We start from the raw sequence: 18,570 nt of genomic DNA, 5'->3' as shown, positions 1-18,570 counted from the left end.
GCGGGGGAAGGGCCTGGTAGGGGCAGGCTGAGCGCGCAGCGCCTGAGGGAGGCGGGCATCCGCCCGGCGGCGGGTCCGGCGGCGCTTCAGCTCCGTGCGGCCGTCGGGTCCGGTGCCACCGGGGCCGTCACGCTACCGAGGAGCCGCAGCGCCGCCTCCGACGGCGAGCCGGGCTCCGCCGTGTAGGCGATGAGGCGTTGGCCGGAAGCGCCGGGGATGACAAGGTTCTCGAAGCTGAGGTCCATCGCGCCGACTTGCGGATGACGCAGGTGTTTCACCCCTGAGGTGCAGGTGCGTACCGGGTGCCGTGCCCAGCGGGAGGCGAACTCGTCGCTGTTCATGGTGAGCCGGCCGACGAGTTCCGCGAGACCGCGGTCGTGGGGGTGGCGGCCGGCGACCAGGCGCAGGGAGGCGACACCGAGTTGGGCCTCCTCGTTCCAGTTCGTGAACAACTCCTGGTACTGCTCGTCCAGGAAGAGCATCCGGGTCAGGTTGGGACGGGTGGCCGGAGTGTCGGGGCTCTCGGGCGCCAGGTGTCCGGCGAGCAGCGCGTGCCCCATCCGGTTCCAGGCGAGAACGTCGTTGCGCCGGTCCAGGACGAGGGCCGGCACGTCACTCATGGCCGCCAGCAACTGCCGGGTCGAGGCGCCGGCATGGGCGAGTCGGGGCGGAGCCGGCCGGGACGAAGCGGCGGCGGGGCGGGCGAGGTCCTTCAGATGGGCCGTCTCGTCGTCGGAGAGGCGCAGCGTACGCGCGATCGCCTCCAGCACGCCGTCGGAGGCGTTGGTGGCACGGCCCTGTTCAAGACGGGTGTAGTGGGTGATGCTCACGCCGGCGAGCGTCGCCAACTCCTCGCGGCGCAGACCACTGACGCGGCGGCGAGCCGGGTGCGGGTTGATGCCGACGTCCTCGGGGCGCAGCGCGGCGCGGCGCGACTTGAGGAAGTCTCCCAGCTCGGACGGGCCGTCCATCCATGCCTCCAGGTCGGCGGTGTGCGACAGGCCGTGGCCACTGACTTCCCATCATGCCCGGCCGTCCCGGCGGCCGGAGGCCGTAAGGGTGGTCATGTGATGACTACCCTCGCGCCGGCTGTGCGGGACAGGGTGCTGGCTGGGAATCCGGGGGTCGACGAGCCTCTTCTTCCGTAACCGCGCGTGACGCGACCGAGTGCGCGCCGGGTGTCAGGAAACGTGAGGAAAGGGACTCGACGTCATGTCTGTCACTGATGCGGAGGCGGCCGGTACCGTCTCCGGCACCGCCACCGATACAGCCCCGGCCGCGCTCACCCCCCGGCTTCGGTTGGTGCTGGTGCTGTTGCTCGCGGCCCAGTTCATGCTGGCCGTGGACTTCTCCATCCTGAACGTGGCGCTGCCGGTGATCGGTGAGGGTCTGGGCTTCTCACTGGCGCATCTGCAGTGGATCGCCACGTCGTTCGCACTGTGCGCGGCGGGCTTCACCCTGCTGTTCGGCCGCGTCGCGGACCTGTTCGGCCGCCGCCGGCTGTTCCTCGGCGGCCTCGTCGTCCTGGGCGCGGCCTCGCTCGTGGGCGGCCTGGCGCAGAACCCCGAGGTACTGATCGCGGCCCGCGTCTTCCAGGGCCTGGCCACCGCCGCCGTCACCCCGGCGGGACTGTCGCTGCTGACGACCTCGTTCCCGGAGGGGCCGCTGCGCGAGAAGGCGCTCGGCCTCAATGGGGCGCTGATGTCGGCCGGGTTCACCACCGGCGCCGTCCTCGGCGGCCTGCTGACCGACCTGCTGTCGTGGCGGTGGGCGTTCTTCATCAATGTGCCTGTCGCCCTCGCCGTGCTGTTCATCGCCCCGACGGTCATCAAGGAGTCCCGCCCGGACGAGCGTCCCAAGCTGGATCTGCCCGGCGCCGTCAGCGTCACGCTCGGCCTGCTGGCCATCGTCTTCGGGCTGACCCAGGCGGGCGAGAAGGGGTGGGGGTCGTCCGAGGCCCTGGTGTCGCTGGCCGTGGGTGTGGCCCTGCTTCTGGTGTTCTACGCCGTCGAGCGCGAGGTGTCCGCGCCACTCGTGCCGCTCGGTGTGCTCGGCAAGCGGTCGGTGGCCTGGGGCAACATCGCCGGCCTGATCGCGTTCCTCACCGAGACGTCCCTGGTCTTCCTGCTGACCCTCTACCTCCAGGAAGTGCTCGGTCTCTCCGCGCTCGCCGCCGGTCTGTCCTTCGGCGTGCTCGGCATCGGAACCGTCGTGGGCGGCACCATCGCCCCGAAGGTCATCGGACGCGTCGGCAGCAAGTCCACACTGATCACCGGCGGCCTTCTGCAGACCGTCTGCACGGCCGCGCTGCTCGGCCTCGGCGACGACCGCTCGTGGATGTGGCTGCTGCTGATCGGCACCTTCGCGGGCGGGGTCGGCAACATGCTCGTCATCGTGGGCTTCATGGTCACCGCCACCTCGGGGCTCGCCGATCACGAACAGGGCCTGGCCACCGGCCTCGCCACGATGACCCAGCAGGTCGGCATCACCATGGGCACGCCGATCATGAGCGCCGTCGCCACCGCCGCCATGACCGGCGCCGGAGCCTCGGCCGTCCTCGGCGGTCTGAAGGTCGCGATCGCGGTGAACGCCGCCATCGTGCTCCTCGGCACCCTCACCAGCGCCCTGTTCTTGCGCGGCGCCCGTTCGAGTACGCACTGACGACGGGCCGTACGGGCCGTACGGGCCGCCGGACGCCGACCTGCCGGCCCCCACCTCCGTACGTCTCGGCGACCCGCAGCGCGAGGAGGCCGACTGGGAGGTGCAGGCACCGAGGGTCCGGGGCGCGCGACGGCCGACCCCGTCAGGGTCACGCGCTGGTGCGGGTGACCAGGCGGGTGGGGAGGATCAGTGGCGTGGGATCCTCGCCGTTGAGGAGGGCGACGAGCACGCGGGCCATCTCGCGGCCGAGCGCCGTTATCGGCTGGTGGACGGTGGTGAGCGGCGGATCCGCGATCCGGGCGACGGCCAGGTCGTCGAAGCCGACCACGGCGACGTCGGCGGGGACACGCCGCCCGGCCTCCCGCAGGGTGCGCAGCGCCCCCGCCGCCATGTTGTCGTTGGCGGCGAACACCGCGTCCAGGTCGGGGTGTCGCAGCAGCAGCGCGGCCATGACGGCGGCCCCACTGGGCTCCGTGAAGTCCCCCTCGTTCGGCGGGAACGGTCGGAGGCCGGCGGCCAGCATCGCGTCCTGGTAGCCGCGGTACCGCGCACGGCCCACCTCGGTGTCCAGCCGCCCGCAGATCACGGCCACCCGGGTCCGGCCCCGGGAGAGCAGGTACTCCGTCGCCTCGCGCGCCCCGCCGGTGTTGTCGACGTCCACGTACCAGCGGGGAGCCGAGCCGACGGGACGGCCGCCGAACACCACCGGCATCTCCGCCTCCTCGGCCGTCCGCGCCAGCGGATCGTTCTCGCGCAACGCCATCAGCATGACGCCGTCCGCGCCCTTGCCACGCAGCAGTTCCTCGACCCTCTTGCGGCCCCGGTCGGTCGCGGCCAGACACAGCATCAGATGCAGGTCGGCCTCCTCCAGCGCCGCCGACGCTCCCACGATCACCTGCGAGAAGAACGGATCCGCGAAGATCGACGGGTCCTCGCCGGAGACGACCAGAGCGGCCGCGCCCGTCTGCCGGGTGGCCAGCGCGCGGGCGGTCGGATTGGGCACGTAGCCGAGTTCCCGGACGGCCCGCTCGACGGCCTCGCGTTTCCCCGGGCTGACATGCGGCGCTTTGTTGAGGACGCGGGAGGCCACCGAGCGGGAGACCCCCGCGAGTCGGGCCACCGCGTCGAGCGTGGGCTGCCGACGCGGCGGATCCTCTGCCATGACCATCCGTCTCTCCCCCCTGGCCGAAAACTGGGAGCGCTTCCGGTCAGAAGGACCGTAGGCCCTTGAACTCACGCTGGACAAGAGGGAGTTTCACGCTTCGACTCTTGACAGTTCTACCAGCCAGCCACACGATACCGACCACACCCCCAAAGGTTCTCGGCACCATTCGCACCACTGGAAGCGCTTCCAATGGGAGCGCTCCCATCTCCCCACACGGCACTTCACCACCGCACTTCCCCACTGCACTTCCCCCCATCGCGCCGCCCGCTCCGGACGAGAGCGGGCGACGCACATCTGCCAGATATCCGAGGTGATGTCATGCGCCGCAGGTTCCGCACCCTGATGGCAGCGCTCTGCGCTCTGCCCCTCGCGCTCGCCGCCGCTCCGTCCGCCCATGCCGCCGACCCGACCAGCATGACCAGCGGGTTCTACGTGGACCCCGACTCCAGCGCCAAGCGGTGGGTCGCGGCCAACCCCCGTGACGGCCGGGCGCCGGCGATCAACAACTCGCTCGCCAACACCCCGATGGCCCGCTGGTTCGGCTCGTGGAGCGGCTCGATCGGCTCCGCCACGAGCTCGTTCACGGGCGCCGCGGACAGCCGGGACAAGCTGCCCATCCTCGTCGCGTACAACGTCTACAACCGCGACTACTGCGGCGGGCACTCGGCGGGCGGCGCCTCCTCGCCGTCCGCCTACGCGAGCTGGATATCCCAGTTCGCCGGCGGTATCGGCAACCGTCCGGCCCTGGTGATCCTGGAGCCGGACTCCCTCGGGGACTACGGCTGCATGAACCAGGCGCAGATAGCCGAGCGCCAGAGCATGCTCAGCGGCGCCGTCTCCCAGTTCAGCCGCCAGGCCCCCAACACCTGGGTCTACATGGACGCCGGCAACCCCGCCTGGACGGACGCCGCGACCATGGCGAAGCGGCTCCACGAGGCGGGTCTGCGGCAGGCCCACGGCTTCTCGCTGAACATCTCCAACTACCTCACCACGGGCGAGAACACCGCCTACGGCAACGCGGTGAACAGCCACCTCAGCGCCCGCTACGGCTACACCAAGCCGTTCGTCGTGGACACCAGCCGCAACGGCAACGGCTCCAACGGCCAGTGGTGCAACCCGTCGGGCCGCCGTATCGGCACTCCCACCCAGATGGGCGGCGGCGCCGAGATGCTGCTGTGGATCAAGGCGCCGGGTGAGTCGGACGGCAACTGCGGGGTGGGCGCGGGCTCCACGGCCGGTCAGTTCCTGCCCGAGGTCGCCTACAAGATGATCTACGGCTACTGACGCAGGACTCCCGTGACCCGGTTCGCTCGCCCCGCGACCGGGTCACGGGTCTCGTCGTCAGCGGGGCGGGGTCTCCTCCAACTTCTCGAAGAAGAACTCGTGCTTCAGGAAGGAGACGTCGTACTCGTGACCGGCCTGGGGCGGCAGCAGTTGCGACGCCTGGAAGAGGCGCCACCCGTCGAGCAGCGCGTCGAGGCCCGTGGCGTAGGGCGGTTCGTCGCTGTCACCGGCCGTGGGGCGGGTGCGGCCGGTGCCGTCGTAGCGGGACCAGCCGACGACCGGGGAGTCGAGCGCCGAGGTCGACAGGTAGAGGACCAGGACCTGTTGCCTCATGCGTGACTCCTCAGGGCGGGCCGGTTGCTGACGCGGGTGACCCAGTACTCGACGTCGAACGAGTCGTCACCGGTCAGGGCCCGCCACAGCAGGGCCCTGTTGTGTATCTCCAGTCGGCCGGCGGCCTGTTCGTACCACGGGAAATGGGTGCCCAGCTCCGCGGTGACGGCCGGGTCGTGGAGGTCGGCCGTGTCCCACAGGCGCACCTGCGGCACGGTCGGGTTGAGGCGCAGCTTGTACATGTAGCGGCGACGGTCGGTGTCGTTGCGGCGGCCGCCGTGCCAGATCCCGTGGTGCACGAGGACGACCGTGCCGGCCGGGCAGGTCAGGCGGGTCTGCCCCCGCAGGTTCTGGACGCGGCCGATGTCCGTCTCGTTGATCCGGCGCAGATGGCTGCCGGGCACACTGAGGGTGCCGCCCATCTCGGCGGTCACCTCGTGCGGGTAGTACATGAGCTGGATGTCGAAGGCGTCCGGCCGTACGTCGATGATCGCGTCCGCGTGGAGGTCCTGCGCGTGTCCCTCGTGGGGCTCGCGGACATGCACGGCATGGTGGTCGACGGTCGGCCCGGGTCCGACGAGACTCTCCACCGCTCCGGCGACGACCGGCAGTTCGAGCAGCTCACGGACGAAGGTGCCGGCCGGGAACGCCTCGCTCAGGGGGGTGCCGTACGGCACTCCCGGCAGGCCCTCGGCGAGCGCGGCGACGGCCCGTTCGTTGATTTCCTGCGGCACCACCCCGTCCAGGCGCAGAAATCCCTGCGCGACGAAGCGGGCCACCTGAACCGATGTCAGGAGGTGCTTGCTGGTTGGCATACGACGAACGTACGGGCGCCGACCGTCCCTGTAGTGGGCTGAAATCGTCGTGTGGTGGTCATTTTCCGTGATCGGCGCGGCAGCCGGGGGACGCCCGCCGGAACCTTTCCCGCGTCGGCGATGTAAATGACGGTGAACGGACAACCATCCCGCCGAGGAGCAGCGCCATGACCGACCAGATCACGCCCACGCATCCCCCGTACACCGCCCCGCCCCGGCCGGGGAGGCGGGGCGCCCTCGTCGCTGCCGGTGTGGCCGGAGTACAACGACTGCGACGCGGGCACGGCGTACCGTTTCGACTACGAGATCACCAACAGGGGTGGTGAACCCGCCAACTACACCGTGATCGTGAACGGCTTCGACGACGACGGCGACTTCATGGGTCAGGCGTACGTCAGGGCCACCCACCTCGAACCGGGCGAGACCGACGCCGACAAGGGCGACTTCGACAAGTACGTGAAACTGGCGGGCGACCACACCCTGGCCGACATCGACTCCCTGCGGGTCGCCCACGTCGAACGCCTCCCACTCGCCAACTGACGCGGGGCGTCAGGTCAGGGTGGCGGCACTCGACGTGTTGGTGAGCGATGCCGGTGGGCGCCCCCGAACGAGGCGCCCACCGCCGTGGTCCACGCGGTGAGGCCCGTCTATCGGCGCCCCTCGTGCCCCACGAACCCCACGAACCGCGCCCACTCCTCGCGTCCGACCGCGACGTGAGGAACGGCCAGGTCCTTGGAGTCCCGTACGCACACGACCCGCTGGGTGACGGCGACTTCCACGCAGCTGTCACCCTGACTGCCGCTGTAGCTGGACTTGAACCACGCCAGTTCCGTCGTGCTCATAGGTCTAGTTCCCCTCGGAGTCGCTCCAGCAGCGCCCGGGAATCCTTGGCATTCAGGGCCTGCGAGCGCAGTGTGTCATAGCGCTGGTGGAGCAGGCTCACCTCTTTCGCGTCGGAGATGAGGCGCCCGTTCTGCTGCCCTTCGGCGTAGGCGAGCCGCTGGCCCTTCGGGGTCTCCAGCAACTGCACCGGGCCGTCGAGGCAGGCGTGCAACCCGGCCTCCAGGGGCACGATCTGGAGCGTGACGTTGCGTGGCGCGCTCAGCTCCAGCACATGGTCGAACAGCCCCCGCATCCGGGTGTCGTCGCCGAACCGGCGCCGGAAGACATGCTCCTCGACGATGAAGCTGAAGGGGGTCGTCGGCCGCTCGGACAGCATCCGCTGCCGTTCCATCCGCCGGTCCATGAAGCTCTCCAGCTGGTCGTCCGGCGTCACCGGGACGGTCCCCTCGAAGACCGCCCGCGCGTACTCCCTGGACTGCAGCAGCCCCGGCACCAGCCTGCATTCATAGGTGCACAGGCTCACCGCGACCCGCTCCAGCCGGGCCCACTGGCGGAACCAGGCGGCCAGCCCCACGTCTCCCCGACCCCGGGTGACGTACTGGGACGACTTCCGCAACGCCCCCGTGTTCCCGAGCAGTTCGTCGGCCCGCTCCACATAGGTCACATCCGGCATCCGGCGCCCCTGCTCCACCGATTCGACCGTGTGCTTGGAGAAGCGGACGAGATCCGCGAACTCGGCCCGGCTGTAGCCCGCGTGCTCGCGCAGCGCCTGGGTCACGGCGCCCCACGTCCGCAGACTGTCCGAGGGGTCCGGTTCGCGGTCCACCACCGTCCCCTCGTCGGCCTGTGCCTCGTCGTAGTCGTTGACATTGCCGCCGCCCGTCATCCGCGGCCACCTCCGGTCTTCGTGCGCTGTGGCCCCCATGCCCCGACGGCACCAAGACTGACGGGAAGATCTGCGTACTGTCCACAGAAAGTGCCCGTACGCTGACGCAGCGTACGGGAACAGCCGGGGTGGTGTGCGGCGGCAGGGAACCCGAACTCCGCACGTCCCGTCCCCCACCGGCCCCAAGGCACCCGTCAGTCCGGCAGATTGCCGTCCCCACCCAGGTTGGCGACCATGCGACGCAGGACGTTGATGGTGGTGACGAAGTCGGCCGTGTCCACGCCTTCGTGCATCTGCCGATGCACACGCGCATTGCGTTCCCTGGCCCGGAGGCGCCCGTCCTCACCAGCCTCGGTCAAGGTCATGAACCCCGCGTCCTCCGTCAGCCAACCGCGGGCGACGAGATCGTCGAAGACACCGTCGAAGTCGATCCCGAGATCCTCGTACTTCGCCAGCCGCTCGACCAGTGTCGCGCGGGTCCACCTGCCCGGGTCCCCGGCGACGTGGTTGAGCGTCCACCAGTGCGGCTGCGTGAGGCCCTCCACCGCCAACTGCGCACGGAGGGCACCGACCACCCGCCGGTACGCCTCACCGGTCCAGGAGCCGATGGGCTGAGCGGCCAGCTCCTCCCGCGAGTAATCCTTCAGAGTCACGCCATGTCCTCCTTCTTCTCGCGATCGACAGGGCGAGATCACCGTGAACCACTCGAGTCCCGCTGGAGGTCGGGGTGGAGCGGGACAGGGAGGCGTCGGAGCCGTCCGGGAGAGTCGGGAACGGCTCGCGCCGGTGACCGCCCCCCGACGGTCACCGGCACGATGCGTTACCCGCGCGGGGTCACTGGCCGGGCGGCGGGAAGGGCACGTCGTCGCAGTTGGGGACGCCTGCGAGCCAGGCCGGGCCCTTGATGTAGATGTTGGTGACCCATGCCTTGTAGTCCGGCAGGTAGGACCAGGCGTCGTTCTCGTAGCCCTCCGCGTTGACCTTGTCCGAGTGCTTCTGGCAGTACACGCGGATGGTGGTCGAGTACGGGAAGGCGTAGACGCGCTCGGCCGCGAGGCGGGGCTCGGCCTTCGTCCACACGTCGGTGCCCCACGTCTGGTGGATGTTGCCGGTGACCTGGCCGGTGTTGACGCGGACGGCGCCGAAGTAGTCGCCGCCGAGGCGGACGTCACTGACCATCAGCTTGGTGCCGGACTGCTTGGCCTCGACCATCTTGCCAGCGCCGAGGTAGATGGCGATGTGGTGCAGGTTCCTCTTGTTGCCGTAGGCCAGCAGGTCGCCCGGCACCAGCGGGGCGAGGCCCTGGGCGGCGGTGAAGCGGGCGGCGGCGCGGTGCGTGTAGTACTGCTGGCTGGCGACGCCGTCGAGGATGTCGGAGCCGGCGGCCCGGGCGTACGCGTACCGGACGAGACCGGAGCAGTCGAAGCCCCGCCGCTCCGGGTCGTGTTCACTGGCCGGGTCGGTGGGGTCCACCTGCCCGTAGGTGGCGCCGGGCTGGGGGCCGTGGCCGCCGCCCCACGTGTACCAGGTGCCCGCGGCGACCTCGGCACAGGCCGCGGCGATCGCCCGCTCGGCGGCGGCCGAGGCGCCCGGCGCGAGGACCCCGCAGCCGGCGGTGGGCGCGGCCGGGGCGGCCGAGGCCGTGGACAGCGGCGCGCAGAGCAGCAGGGCCATGAGTGCGATCAGTGTGCGAAGGACATTGGTCCGGCTCACCATGCCGGAACCCCCGTTTCCTGTTGGTCTCGATGAACTGGTGGTGGTGGTCGGGCGCCAGCCTGCTCGTCCCGGGCGCGGCGCGTCGAGAGCCGGGCGTCGCCCCATCCCATCGGGCAACGGGAAACACCTGGGAAACACCCTCCGAGCAGGGCTGTCGCCGACCGGCACCGTATCGTCCCGGCGGTCACCTCAACGCCCCCGGCAGCCCCCCGAGTCGGTCGGGACGGGCACGCCCGGCAGCAGTGTGGCGCGCTCCTCGGGGCCGATCCCGGCGCGCAGCCGGCAGATGTCGGCCAGCCGTTTCGCGGGGTCGAGGTCCCACAGCCGTACGGTGCCGTCGGTGCTGCTGCTGGCCACCGTCCGCCCGTCGGGGGCGAAGTCGACGCCCCACACCGCGTTCGTGTGGCCGGTGAGCGTCGCCCACGGCCGCCGGCCGACGACGTCCCACAGGCGGACCGTGCGGTCGTTGCCGCTGCTGGCGAGGGTGCGGCCGTCCGGGCTGAACGCCACACCGCGTACCGCGCCCGAGTGGCCGGACAGAGCGGCCTCGAAGCGACGCCGGCGGACGTCCCACAGGCGTACGGTGCCGTCGTTGCCGCTGCTGGCGAGGGTACGGCCGTCGGGGCTGAACGCCACGCCCCGCACGGCGCCCGAGTGGCCGGTGAGCGCGCCCAGCCCGCGGTGCGAGGCGACGTCCCAGAGCCGTACGGCCAGGTCGTCGCCTGCGCCGGCCAGGGTGCGGCCGTCGGGGCTGAAGGCGACGTCGTTGACGAAGTCCTTGTGGCCCTTGAGCACGGTGAGTTGGCGGCGCTTCGCCACGTCCCACAGACGCACGGTGTGGTCGGCGCCCGCCGACGCCAGGGTCCGCCCGTCGGGGGCGAAGGCCACGGCGAAGACCTGCCCGGTGTGCCCGGTCAGCTTCTTCAGTTCCCTGCGCCCGGCGATGTCCCACAGCCGGACCGTGCCGTCGGAGCCCGCCGACGCGAGGGTGCGCCCGTCGGGCGAGAAGGCCACCGAGAACACGGTCTCGGTGTGCCCCTCCAGGGCCGCCACGAGAGTGTGCGTCCGCGCGTCCCACAGCCGTACGGCGTGGTCGGCGTCGGCGGTGGCCAGCAGCTTGCCGTCGTGGCTGTACGCGGTCTGCCAGACCTCGGTGAACGGACGGGACGTCAGGACCGGTCCGGCCAGGTCCCACAGGACGACGGTCTGGTCGAAACCGGCCGTGGCCAGCAGGGCGCCGTCGGACGTCACGGCCGCCCCGAGGACGTAGTCGGTGTGTCCGGCGAGCACCGCGGTCTGCCGGCCGCCGCGCACGTCCCACAACCGGGCCGTCCCGTCGCCGGCGGCGCCGACGACCGTCGTCCCGTCCGGGGTGAAGGCGACGGCGTTGATGTCGTCGCTGCTCCCGGTGAAGGTGGCGGTCGGCCGTCTGTCGTCCGCGTCCCACAGCCGTACCGTCCGGTCGACCCCGGCGGAGGCCACCGTGCTCCCGTCCGGGGAGAAGGCGACGCCCAGTACCTCGTCGGTGTGCCCTTCGAGGGCGTCGACGAAGTCGTTCCGTTCGGTGTCCCAGAGCCGTACCGCGCGGTCCGTGCCTGCGGAGACGAGCATCCGCCCGTCAGGGGCGTACGCCAGCGCGTTGACGTGGCCCTTGTGTCCGGGGAGGGTGGCGACCGACCGGGGGCGGGGCCCGGTGCCCCACACCCTGACGGTCCCGTCGGCGGCCCCGACGGCGAGCCTGCCCCCGCGCGGGTCGAAAGCGACCGACCGGGCGCCCTTGGTGGCGTCGGAGAGCACGCCCGTCCTGCGGTGGCCGGTGGTGCTCCACAGGGTCACCGGCCCGTCGGTCGAGGTCACCGCGACCGTACGCCCGTCGGGGCTGAAGGCGACCGAGCGGACCCGTCCGGGCACGGTGAACCGGGCGAGGACGGGATGGCCCTCGGTCATGCCGCGCAGGATCACCGTGCCGTCGGAGCTGGCCGTCGCGAGGATGCGGTCGCCGGGGGCGAACGCCACCGCGTTGACCGGTCCGCGGTGTCCGTCGAGCCGGGCGGAGAACGGCTGCGACTGGGTGCTGAGCAGGGCGCCGCGGGCCTCGGGGGTGGTCGCGGTCCGGTAGGCGTCCTCCGCGAGGAGCATCGACGCCTCGGGCCGGCCCCCGGCCAGGGAGGCGGACCGCGCGGCGAGGGCCTGGGAGCGGGCCACGCGCTCCTGGTCGAGGGCGGCCTCGCGCTGCTGGTAGGCGAGCCCTCCGGCGGTGACGGCGAGGCCCAGCAGCACGGCGAGCGTGGCGAGCAGGGACTGCCGCAGCCGTACCTGCCGTCGGGCCTGGGCGCGGCGGCCGTCCTCCTCGGTCTGGCTGGCCCGCAGGAACGCCTCCTCGTCGGGGGCGAGCCTGCTCCAGCCGTCGGACTCGTCGGCCCATGTCCGTACGGTGTCGAGGCGGGTACCCCGGTAGAGCGCGGACGGGTCGCGGTTCTCGCGCTCCCATTCACCGGCGGCGTGGGCGAGTTGCTGGTGCAGCAGCAGGCCGGCCCGGTCGGCGTGGATCCAGTCGCGCAGGCGGGGCCAGGCGTGCAGCAGGGCCTCGTGGGCGATCTCGACGGTGTCGCTGTCCATGGTGATGAGCCGGGCGCGGACGAAGGCGTCGAGCGCGGCGGCGGCCCCGTCCGCGTCGCCGAGCCGCGCCATGAGGGCGTCCCTGCTCATCCGGCGGCGGGTCGCCCCGGCCCCGTCCATGACGAGGACCAGCCGGGACAGGACGCGGCGGATCGTCCTCTGCTCCGCGGGATACAGCCCCGCGAACACGGTTTCGGCGGTGCGGGCGACCGCTCCCCGGATTCCGCCGGCCCGTTCGTACCCCTCGACGGTCAGGGCGGAGTCGCGGCGCCGCTGCCAGGTGGCGAGCAGCGCGTGGGAGACCAGGGGGAGCGCGCCGGAGGGTGTCTCGTCCGAGCCGGTCGCCGGGGCCCGGGAGCCGGTGTCGGGGTCGTCGCGGAGGCCCGCGTCCCGCAGCAGGAGGGGGACCAGGCCGGGTTCGAGGGTGACGCCGGCGAGTTCGGCGGGGCGGGTGATGGACTCCCGGAGTTCCGCGACGGTCATCGGCGACAGGACGAACAGCCCGTCGGTGAAGACCGGGGCCAGCTCGGGCAGGTCCAGACAGCGGCCGGTGAAGTCGGCGCGCACACCGAGGACCACGACAGCGGCCGGGTGCAGTTGCTCGGCGGGCCGTGAGGTCGCGAGGGCGCACAGCACGCGGACGTACGCGCGGCGTTCGTCCTCGTCGGGGCAGAGCGTGAACAGCTCCTCGAACTGGTCGACGATGAGCACCGGCCGGGGCGGCGGGGGCCGCCGCGTCCCGTCGGCCGGCGGCGGGTCGTCCGAGCGGGCCCGTACGGCGCCGAGGAGGGCGCCCGGGTTGTCCCGCACCTCGTCGACGGTGACGCCGAGGTCGCTGCCCAGGGCCTTCGCGACGCGTTCCAGCAGTTCGTCGAGGGGGCGAGAGGTGGGGGTGAGCAGCACCACCGGCCAGCGGTCGGCGCCCGGCATGGGGAGGTCGCCGCGTCGCAGCGCGGGGACGAGACCGGCGTTGAGCAGCGACGACTTGCCCGCTCCGGACGGTGCGACGAGCATCACCGGTCCGCTGCCGATCCGTTCGAAGATCCGCTCCACCAGTGCGGCCGTCGCCCGGTCCCGGCCGAAGAACATCTCCGCGTCCTGGGGGGTGAACGGCGCCAGACCGCGGTAGGGGCAGGCCTCGTCGGACGGCCGCCCACCGGTGCCGCCACCAGCCCCGCCGTCGGTGCCGGTGTCGGTGCGGAGGTCGCCGGCACGGGGCGGCGCCTGCCGCACCAGCCGCAGCAACTGACCTTCCGCGCCGAGGACTTGGTCGCAGAGCCGGGCGACGTCGACGGTGGGGCGCTTGGTGCCGGTCTCGATCTTGCTGAGGTAGCCCTTGCTGTAGTGGGTCCGGCGGGCGAGGTCGGTGAGGGACAGCCCGCGTTCCTGTCTCAGCCGTCTGAGTTGCGCCGGGAAGGACAGCGTGGTCAGCGCGTCCCGGTCCCGGCCGTGATGAGGGTCTGGATGCTGTCCGTGCTGCGGGTCCCCCAAGGTCTCCCCCAAGGCAGTGCGGCCGTGAGACGGCGGATGCCCAGGTTACTGCCGGGTTGTCGGGGGCGGCCAAGCCTTTCACCCGGAGTGGCGAAAACAGGGACGCCCGGAACCGCGGGCAGATGCGGTTCCGGGCGTGTTCCCCCGCGGGCGAGGTCGGTCAGTCCTCGCCGGGCGAGCGCTAGGGACGGTTGAGGCGGATGGAGTTGACCGGGGTCAGGTCCGCCCATACGCCGCCCTGCGCCCTGATGTTGTAGTTGCAGTTCTGGCCGTTGAAGCCGAGGCAGAGGTCGGCGGTCGCGCCGCCGGTCTGGTTGTTGAGGACCCAGTGCCAGCCGACCTGGTTCCTGAGGTTGTGCGGGCCGTAGGCCCAGTAGATGTTGGACGGCCTGACGGCCGGGTCCTCGCCCTGCGGGTAGATGCACACCGCCCCGGACGGACAGCCGGCCCAGTCGTCGGCGGGTGCCGCCGGCTTCGCCTCGGCCGCACCGCCGAGCGCCACGACGGCCGCCGCGGAGGTCAGGAGCGCGGCGGCGCTGCGGAACATCTTGCGCATGTTTCCCCCTTGCGGGTCTTCCTGCATGGTCGTGCAGGCACTGCTGCTGACGGCCTCAGCGTCCCCCTCCCGATGGTCGTGATCCACGGGTTTCCTGTTGCCCGTGGACCGGGCGACCGGGAAACAAGGCGTGACCAGGGGTGACGCGGGAGCGGAGGCAACACGGGAGCGGTACCCGGACCCGGGGCCACCACCGGGAGATCACGGCGGGGTCACAACTGCCACAAGCGGAATGACCTCTCACAGAAAGTCCGCACAATGCATTGACGCACACATATACCCCTCTTATCTTCTGATCGAAGTTCCGCACGATGTGCGGCATATCGAACAGCACTTACGCCTCAGGGCAGTTCGCGCAGAAATGGGACGAGCGTTGAACAGAACCCTCAGGGCAGTCCTCGCCCTGCTCACCTCGGTGGCGGCCCTACTGGGCCTCACCACCGCCTTCGCCGGTCCGGCCGGAGCCGACACCCCGCCGGCGGAGGTGACGCGGTACACGATGACCGCCTTCACCAACACCAGCGAGTCGAACATGTACGTCTACGACTCGCCGGACGCCACCACGTACACCCTGCGCAAGGGCCCGGCGTACACCCCGCCGTCCGGCCTCATCCGTGACCCCAGCGTCTTCAAGCACACCGACGGCTTCTACTACCTGACGTACACCACCAACTGGACGGGCAACACGATCGGCATCGCCCGCAGCGCCGACCGTCTGAACTGGACGTTCCTGTACAACTACACGGTCCCGATCAGCGGGATCACCCGCACCTGGGCCCCCGAGTGGTTCATCGACACCGACGGCAGCGTCAACATCATCGTGACCCTGACGTCGGCGAGCACCGCCACCCACTTCACCCCCTGGAAGATCACGGCGACCGACTCCTCGCTGACCAGCTGGTCCGCGCCCACGCAGCTCGCCGGCATCGGCCCGAACTACATCGACACCTTCGTCGTCAAGATCGGCTCCACCTACCACGCGATCATCAAGAACGAGACGACGAAGTACCTCGAGTACGCCACCGCCTCCAGCCTCACCGGCCCGTACACCATCAAGAAGACCGGTGACTGGGCGGGCTGGGGATCCTGGAACGAGGGCCCGGCCCTGGTGCAGCTCGACGACGGAGGCTGGCGCATCTACTTCGACGCCTACCGTGACGGGAAGTACTGGTACAGCGACAGCTACGACAACTTCGCCACCTGGACACCTCGGAAGGAACTGCCGGGCCTCAGCGGCTTCGTCCGCCACATGACCGTCCTGAAGGAGCGGGTGCCCAGCGCGACCCTGCCGACCAACACCACCCGGTCGCTGCAGTCCGTCAACTTCCCGGACCGCTACGCCGTGGTCCGCTCCGACAGCCTCGGCTACATCGACCCGGTGAGCGGCTCCAGCACCGCCGCCGTCAAGCAGAGCGCGACCTTCACGATCGTGCCCGGCCTCGCCGACGCCACCTGCTACTCCTTCCGTGACTCCGCCGGCCGCTACATGCGCCACTGGGACTACCGGATCCGCTTCGACGCCAGCAACGGCACCGACGTCTTCAACAAGGACGCCACCTTCTGCGCCCGCCAGGGCAGCGCGTCCGGCTCGGTCAGCCTGGAGTCGTACAACTACCCCGGCCGCTTCCTCCGCCACTACAACTACGCACTCCGCATCGACCCCTTCCAGGACACGGCCACCTTCAAGGCCGACAGCTCCTTCACCGCGGTGACCCCCTGGGCCTGATCCAGGCCGATTCCCCGCGCCCTCCGACAGGGGCGCGGGGAATCCCGCATTTCAGGGCAGAAAGGGACGCCCTACCGCTCACTCACCGCCACGGCGGCCGGCGCGACCGCGTAGCCGGCGGGCCGGGTCGTGAACGTCCCCCTCCCCTGGGTACGGCTGCGCAGCCGCGTGGCGTACCCGAACAGCTCGGCCAGCGGCACGGTGGCGGTGACCAGCACCGACCCCGCCCGCGCCACCGAGTCCGACACCCGCCCGCGCCGCGCCGCGAGGTCCCCGAGGACCCCGCCGACCGCGTCCGCGGGCACCGTCACGGTGACCTCGGCGACCGGTTCGAGCAGCGCCATGGCGCTGCCCCGCAGCGCCTCGCGCAGCCCGAGCCGCCCGGCCGTACGGAACGCCATCTCCGAGGAGTCCTTGGAGTGGGTCGCCCCGTCGGTGAGGGTGACGCTCAGCCCGGTCACCGGATGACCGCCGAGCGGCCCCTCCGCCAGGGCGTCCCGGCACCCGGCCTCGACCGCGCGCACGAACTCCTGCGGCACCCGCCCGCCGACGACCGTCGAACGGAAGGCGAAGCCGGTCACGGCGCCGGCCGGGCCGCCGTCCGCCGCCTCCAGCGGTGCCACGTCGAGGACGACATGGGCGAACTGCCCGGCGCCGCCGTCCTGTTTGACGTGCCGGAACACCAGCCCGGACACGCCCCGGACGACCGTCTCGCGATACGCCACCCGCGGCCGACCGACCGTGACCTCCACGCCGGACGTCTGCCGGATCTTCTCCACCGCCACCTCCAGATGCAGTTCCCCCATCCCGGACAGCACGGTCTGCCCGGTCTCCGGGTCGGTCCGCACCACCAGCGACGGGTCCTCCTCCGCCAGCCGGGCCAGCGCCGACGCGAGCCGGTCGGTGTCCGTGCTCCGGCGGGCCTCGACGGCCACCGCCACCACGGGGTCGGCGACGGACGGCGGTTCGAGGAGCAGCGGAGCGGCCGGCGCGCACAGGGTCGTGCCCGCCCGGGCCGCCTTGAGGCCGATCACGGCGACGATGTCACCGGCCGACGCGCGGTCCAGCTCGGCGTGCCGGTCGGCCCGCACGCGCAGGATCCGGCCGATCCGCTCGGTGCGCCCGGTGCCCGCGTCCATGACCGTGTCCCCCTTGCGGATCGTTCCCGCGTACAGCCGCAGGTAGGTCAGCCGCCCGGTGGCCGTCGCGCTGACCTTGAACGCCAGCGCGACGAGAGGTGCCTGCGGATCGGCGGCGCGTTCCTGCTCCCTGCCGTCGTGCGTGCCGCGTACGGGCGGTACGTCCAGCGGTGAGGGCAGATACGCCACGGCCGCGTCGAGCAGCGGTTCGATGCCACGGTCGCGGTAGGCGGAGCCGCACAGGACGACCACGCCGTCACCGGTGGCGGTCAGGTCGCGCAGCGCCGCGGCGAGCGTCGGCGCGGAGAGCGTGGACTCGGCGCAGAACTCGTCGAGGGCGGTGGGGTGGAGTTCCGCCACGGCTTCCTCCAGCATGCGCCGTCGGCGCCGCGCCTCGTCGCGCAGGGCGTCGGGCACGGGCCCTTCCCGCATCTCGTCACTGCCGTCGGCCCAGGTCAGCGCCCGCATGCGGAGGAGGTCCACCACGCCGGTGAAGCCGTCCTCCGTGCCGATGGGCAGCTGCACGACCAGCGGCGCGGGGTGCAGCCGCCGCCGGATGGAGTCGACCGCGCTGTCGAGGTCGGCTCCGGCGCGGTCGAGTTTGTTGACGAACGCGATCCTCGGTACGCCGTGCCGGTCGGCCTGCCGCCACACCGACTCGCTCTGCGGCTCCACCCCCGCGACGGCGTCGAACACGGCGATCGCGCCGTCGAGCACCCGGAGCGAGCGCTCCACCTCGTCGGCGAAGTCGACGTGGCCCGGGGTGTCGATCAGGTTGATCCGATGGCCGTCCCAGGCGCAGCTCACGGCCGCCGAGAAGATCGTGATGCCGCGGTCGCGTTCCTGCGGGTCGAAGTCGGTGACGGTGGTCCCGTCGTGGACCTCGCCCCGCTTGTGCGTGGTCCCGGTGGCGTAGAGGATCCGCTCGGTGACGGTGGTCTTGCCGGCGTCGACATGGGCGAGGATGCCCAGGTTGCGGACGGCGGTCAGAGCGGTGGTGTCGAAGGTGCGCATGGCCCGTGGCCTTTCAGCTGAGCTGTATCAGGGCAGCGCGATTCCCGTGCCGGGCGGGGAACGACGAGGGCATGCCGAGGACCGGGCGGGGACAGGGCTGTCCCGCGGCTCGGCGCGTGGAGTCGACGTCAGGCCCGTGTCACGGGCATCCGGTACCGGCCGCGCAGCGGGCACCGGACGGACGAGGACACGAGGATCACCTCGTACAGGGAAGAGGGGACGACGACAGCGGTGCGGTCACACACGGCCGGGCTCCCCTCTGTCGTCCTACGTCACTCTTCACTCGTCGCACGGCACGCGCCGCGATGCGGGCGGCGCGTGG

At 71.5% G+C, this 18,570-nt stretch carries 15 protein-coding genes; 4 read left to right on the top strand and 11 right to left on the bottom strand.

The window, feature by feature from the left end; all coding sequences use genetic code 11:
* Positions 1-86: 86 nt before the first annotated feature.
* Complete coding sequence (locus ACZ4Z2_RS25800; RefSeq protein WP_468079043.1) at positions 87-971, bottom strand: helix-turn-helix transcriptional regulator; 885 nt, start codon at positions 969-971, stop codon at positions 87-89.
* Positions 972-1,212: 241 nt separating this feature from the next.
* Here ACZ4Z2_RS25800 and ACZ4Z2_RS25795 point away from each other — a divergent pair, with 241 nt between their 5' ends.
* Complete coding sequence (locus ACZ4Z2_RS25795; RefSeq protein WP_468079041.1) at positions 1,213-2,661, top strand: MFS transporter; 1,449 nt, start codon at positions 1,213-1,215, stop codon at positions 2,659-2,661.
* A gap of 148 nt (positions 2,662-2,809) precedes the next feature.
* Here the strand turns inward: ACZ4Z2_RS25795 and ACZ4Z2_RS25790 are convergent, their stop codons facing one another.
* Entirely contained in the window at positions 2,810-3,823 is a 1,014-nt protein-coding gene (locus ACZ4Z2_RS25790; protein ID WP_468079040.1) for a LacI family DNA-binding transcriptional regulator, read from the bottom strand.
* A 321-nt stretch (positions 3,824-4,144) separates the two neighbouring features.
* On the opposite strand from ACZ4Z2_RS25790, the gene ACZ4Z2_RS25785 reads away from it, so the two are divergent.
* Positions 4,145-5,110 carry a glycoside hydrolase family 6 protein gene (locus ACZ4Z2_RS25785; protein WP_468079039.1) on the top strand — a complete coding sequence of 322 codons (966 nt, stop codon included), beginning with the start codon at positions 4,145-4,147 and terminating at the stop codon, positions 5,108-5,110.
* Between the two features lie 57 nt (positions 5,111-5,167).
* On the opposite strand, the gene ACZ4Z2_RS25780 is transcribed toward ACZ4Z2_RS25785, so the two are convergent.
* Together ACZ4Z2_RS25780 and ACZ4Z2_RS25775 are read right to left on the bottom strand one after the other, a co-directional pair.
* A complete protein-coding gene (locus tag ACZ4Z2_RS25780; protein ID WP_468079037.1) occupies positions 5,168-5,443 on the bottom strand; it encodes a hypothetical protein in 276 nt (91 codons plus the stop codon).
* On the bottom strand, positions 5,440-6,258 hold the full coding sequence (locus ACZ4Z2_RS25775) for a phytanoyl-CoA dioxygenase family protein (protein WP_468079036.1): 819 nt from the start codon (positions 6,256-6,258) through the stop codon (positions 5,440-5,442). The genes ACZ4Z2_RS25780 and ACZ4Z2_RS25775 overlap by 4 nt, the downstream gene beginning before the upstream one ends.
* Before the next feature lie 249 nt (positions 6,259-6,507).
* Here ACZ4Z2_RS25775 and ACZ4Z2_RS25770 point away from each other — a divergent pair, with 249 nt between their 5' ends.
* Positions 6,508-6,798: a hypothetical protein gene (locus ACZ4Z2_RS25770; protein WP_468079034.1), complete on the top strand. Its 291-nt coding sequence runs from the start codon at positions 6,508-6,510 to the stop codon at positions 6,796-6,798.
* A 107-nt stretch (positions 6,799-6,905) separates the two neighbouring features.
* On the opposite strand, the gene ACZ4Z2_RS25765 is transcribed toward ACZ4Z2_RS25770, so the two are convergent.
* The 6 genes from ACZ4Z2_RS25765 to ACZ4Z2_RS25740 form a co-directional block, all read right to left on the bottom strand.
* On the bottom strand, positions 6,906-7,100 hold the full coding sequence (locus tag ACZ4Z2_RS25765) for a DUF397 domain-containing protein (RefSeq protein ID WP_468079033.1): 195 nt from the start codon (positions 7,098-7,100) through the stop codon (positions 6,906-6,908).
* Positions 7,097-7,987 (bottom strand): helix-turn-helix domain-containing protein, encoded by an 891-nt coding sequence (locus ACZ4Z2_RS25760; RefSeq protein ID WP_468079031.1) that lies wholly within the window; start codon positions 7,985-7,987, stop codon positions 7,097-7,099. Before ACZ4Z2_RS25760 ends, ACZ4Z2_RS25765 begins: the two co-directional genes overlap by 4 nt.
* Positions 7,988-8,181: 194 nt before the next feature.
* Positions 8,182-8,640, bottom strand: a complete 459-nt coding sequence (locus ACZ4Z2_RS25755; protein WP_468079029.1) for a MarR family transcriptional regulator — start codon at positions 8,638-8,640, stop codon at positions 8,182-8,184.
* 181 nt (positions 8,641-8,821) lie between these two features.
* Positions 8,822-9,703: a C40 family peptidase gene (locus ACZ4Z2_RS25750; RefSeq protein WP_468079028.1), complete on the bottom strand. Its 882-nt coding sequence runs from the start codon at positions 9,701-9,703 to the stop codon at positions 8,822-8,824.
* Between the two features lie 189 nt (positions 9,704-9,892).
* Positions 9,893-13,813, bottom strand: coding sequence for an nSTAND1 domain-containing NTPase (locus ACZ4Z2_RS25745; protein WP_468079027.1), 3,921 nt, complete (start codon positions 13,811-13,813; stop codon positions 9,893-9,895).
* A 181-nt stretch (positions 13,814-13,994) separates the two neighbouring features.
* Entirely contained in the window at positions 13,995-14,369 is a 375-nt protein-coding gene (locus ACZ4Z2_RS25740; protein WP_468079026.1) for a hypothetical protein, read from the bottom strand.
* A gap of 373 nt (positions 14,370-14,742) precedes the next feature.
* On the opposite strand from ACZ4Z2_RS25740, the gene ACZ4Z2_RS25735 reads away from it, so the two are divergent.
* Entirely contained in the window at positions 14,743-16,095 is a 1,353-nt protein-coding gene (locus ACZ4Z2_RS25735; RefSeq protein WP_468079025.1) for a glycoside hydrolase family 43 protein, read from the top strand.
* A 71-nt stretch (positions 16,096-16,166) separates the two neighbouring features.
* Here ACZ4Z2_RS25735 and fusA read toward each other — a convergent pair whose 3' ends face one another.
* The gene (gene fusA / locus ACZ4Z2_RS25730; protein ID WP_468079024.1) at positions 16,167-18,248 is read right to left on the bottom strand and encodes an elongation factor G; all 2,082 of its coding nucleotides are present in this window, start codon (positions 18,246-18,248) and stop codon (positions 16,167-16,169) included.
* Positions 18,249-18,570 lie beyond the last annotated feature (322 nt).

It is taken from the genome of Streptomyces sp. NPDC030183 (genome assembly GCF_055573455.1).
This window is presented reverse-complemented; position numbering and strand designations above follow the sequence as displayed.

What these genes read in the sequence shown, in the direction of transcription:
- ACZ4Z2_RS25800 (WP_468079043.1), bottom strand. Translation starts at nt 971, where the DNA reads ATGGACGGCCCGTCCGAGCTGGGAGACTTCCTCAAGTCGCGCCGCGCC.
- ACZ4Z2_RS25795 (WP_468079041.1), top strand. Translation starts at nt 1,213, where the DNA reads ATGTCTGTCACTGATGCGGAGGCGGCCGGTACCGTCTCCGGCACCGCC.
- ACZ4Z2_RS25790 (WP_468079040.1), bottom strand. Translation starts at nt 3,823, where the DNA reads ATGGCAGAGGATCCGCCGCGTCGGCAGCCCACGCTCGACGCGGTGGCC.
- ACZ4Z2_RS25785 (WP_468079039.1), top strand. Translation starts at nt 4,145, where the DNA reads ATGCGCCGCAGGTTCCGCACCCTGATGGCAGCGCTCTGCGCTCTGCCC.
- ACZ4Z2_RS25780 (WP_468079037.1), bottom strand. Translation starts at nt 5,443, where the DNA reads ATGAGGCAACAGGTCCTGGTCCTCTACCTGTCGACCTCGGCGCTCGAC.
- ACZ4Z2_RS25775 (WP_468079036.1), bottom strand. Translation starts at nt 6,258, where the DNA reads ATGCCAACCAGCAAGCACCTCCTGACATCGGTTCAGGTGGCCCGCTTC.
- ACZ4Z2_RS25765 (WP_468079033.1), bottom strand. Translation starts at nt 7,100, where the DNA reads ATGAGCACGACGGAACTGGCGTGGTTCAAGTCCAGCTACAGCGGCAGT.
- ACZ4Z2_RS25760 (WP_468079031.1), bottom strand. Translation starts at nt 7,987, where the DNA reads ATGACGGGCGGCGGCAATGTCAACGACTACGACGAGGCACAGGCCGAC.
- ACZ4Z2_RS25750 (WP_468079028.1), bottom strand. Translation starts at nt 9,703, where the DNA reads ATGGTGAGCCGGACCAATGTCCTTCGCACACTGATCGCACTCATGGCC.
- ACZ4Z2_RS25740 (WP_468079026.1), bottom strand. Translation starts at nt 14,369, where the DNA reads ATGCGCAAGATGTTCCGCAGCGCCGCCGCGCTCCTGACCTCCGCGGCG.
- fusA (WP_468079024.1), bottom strand. Translation starts at nt 18,248, where the DNA reads ATGCGCACCTTCGACACCACCGCTCTGACCGCCGTCCGCAACCTGGGC.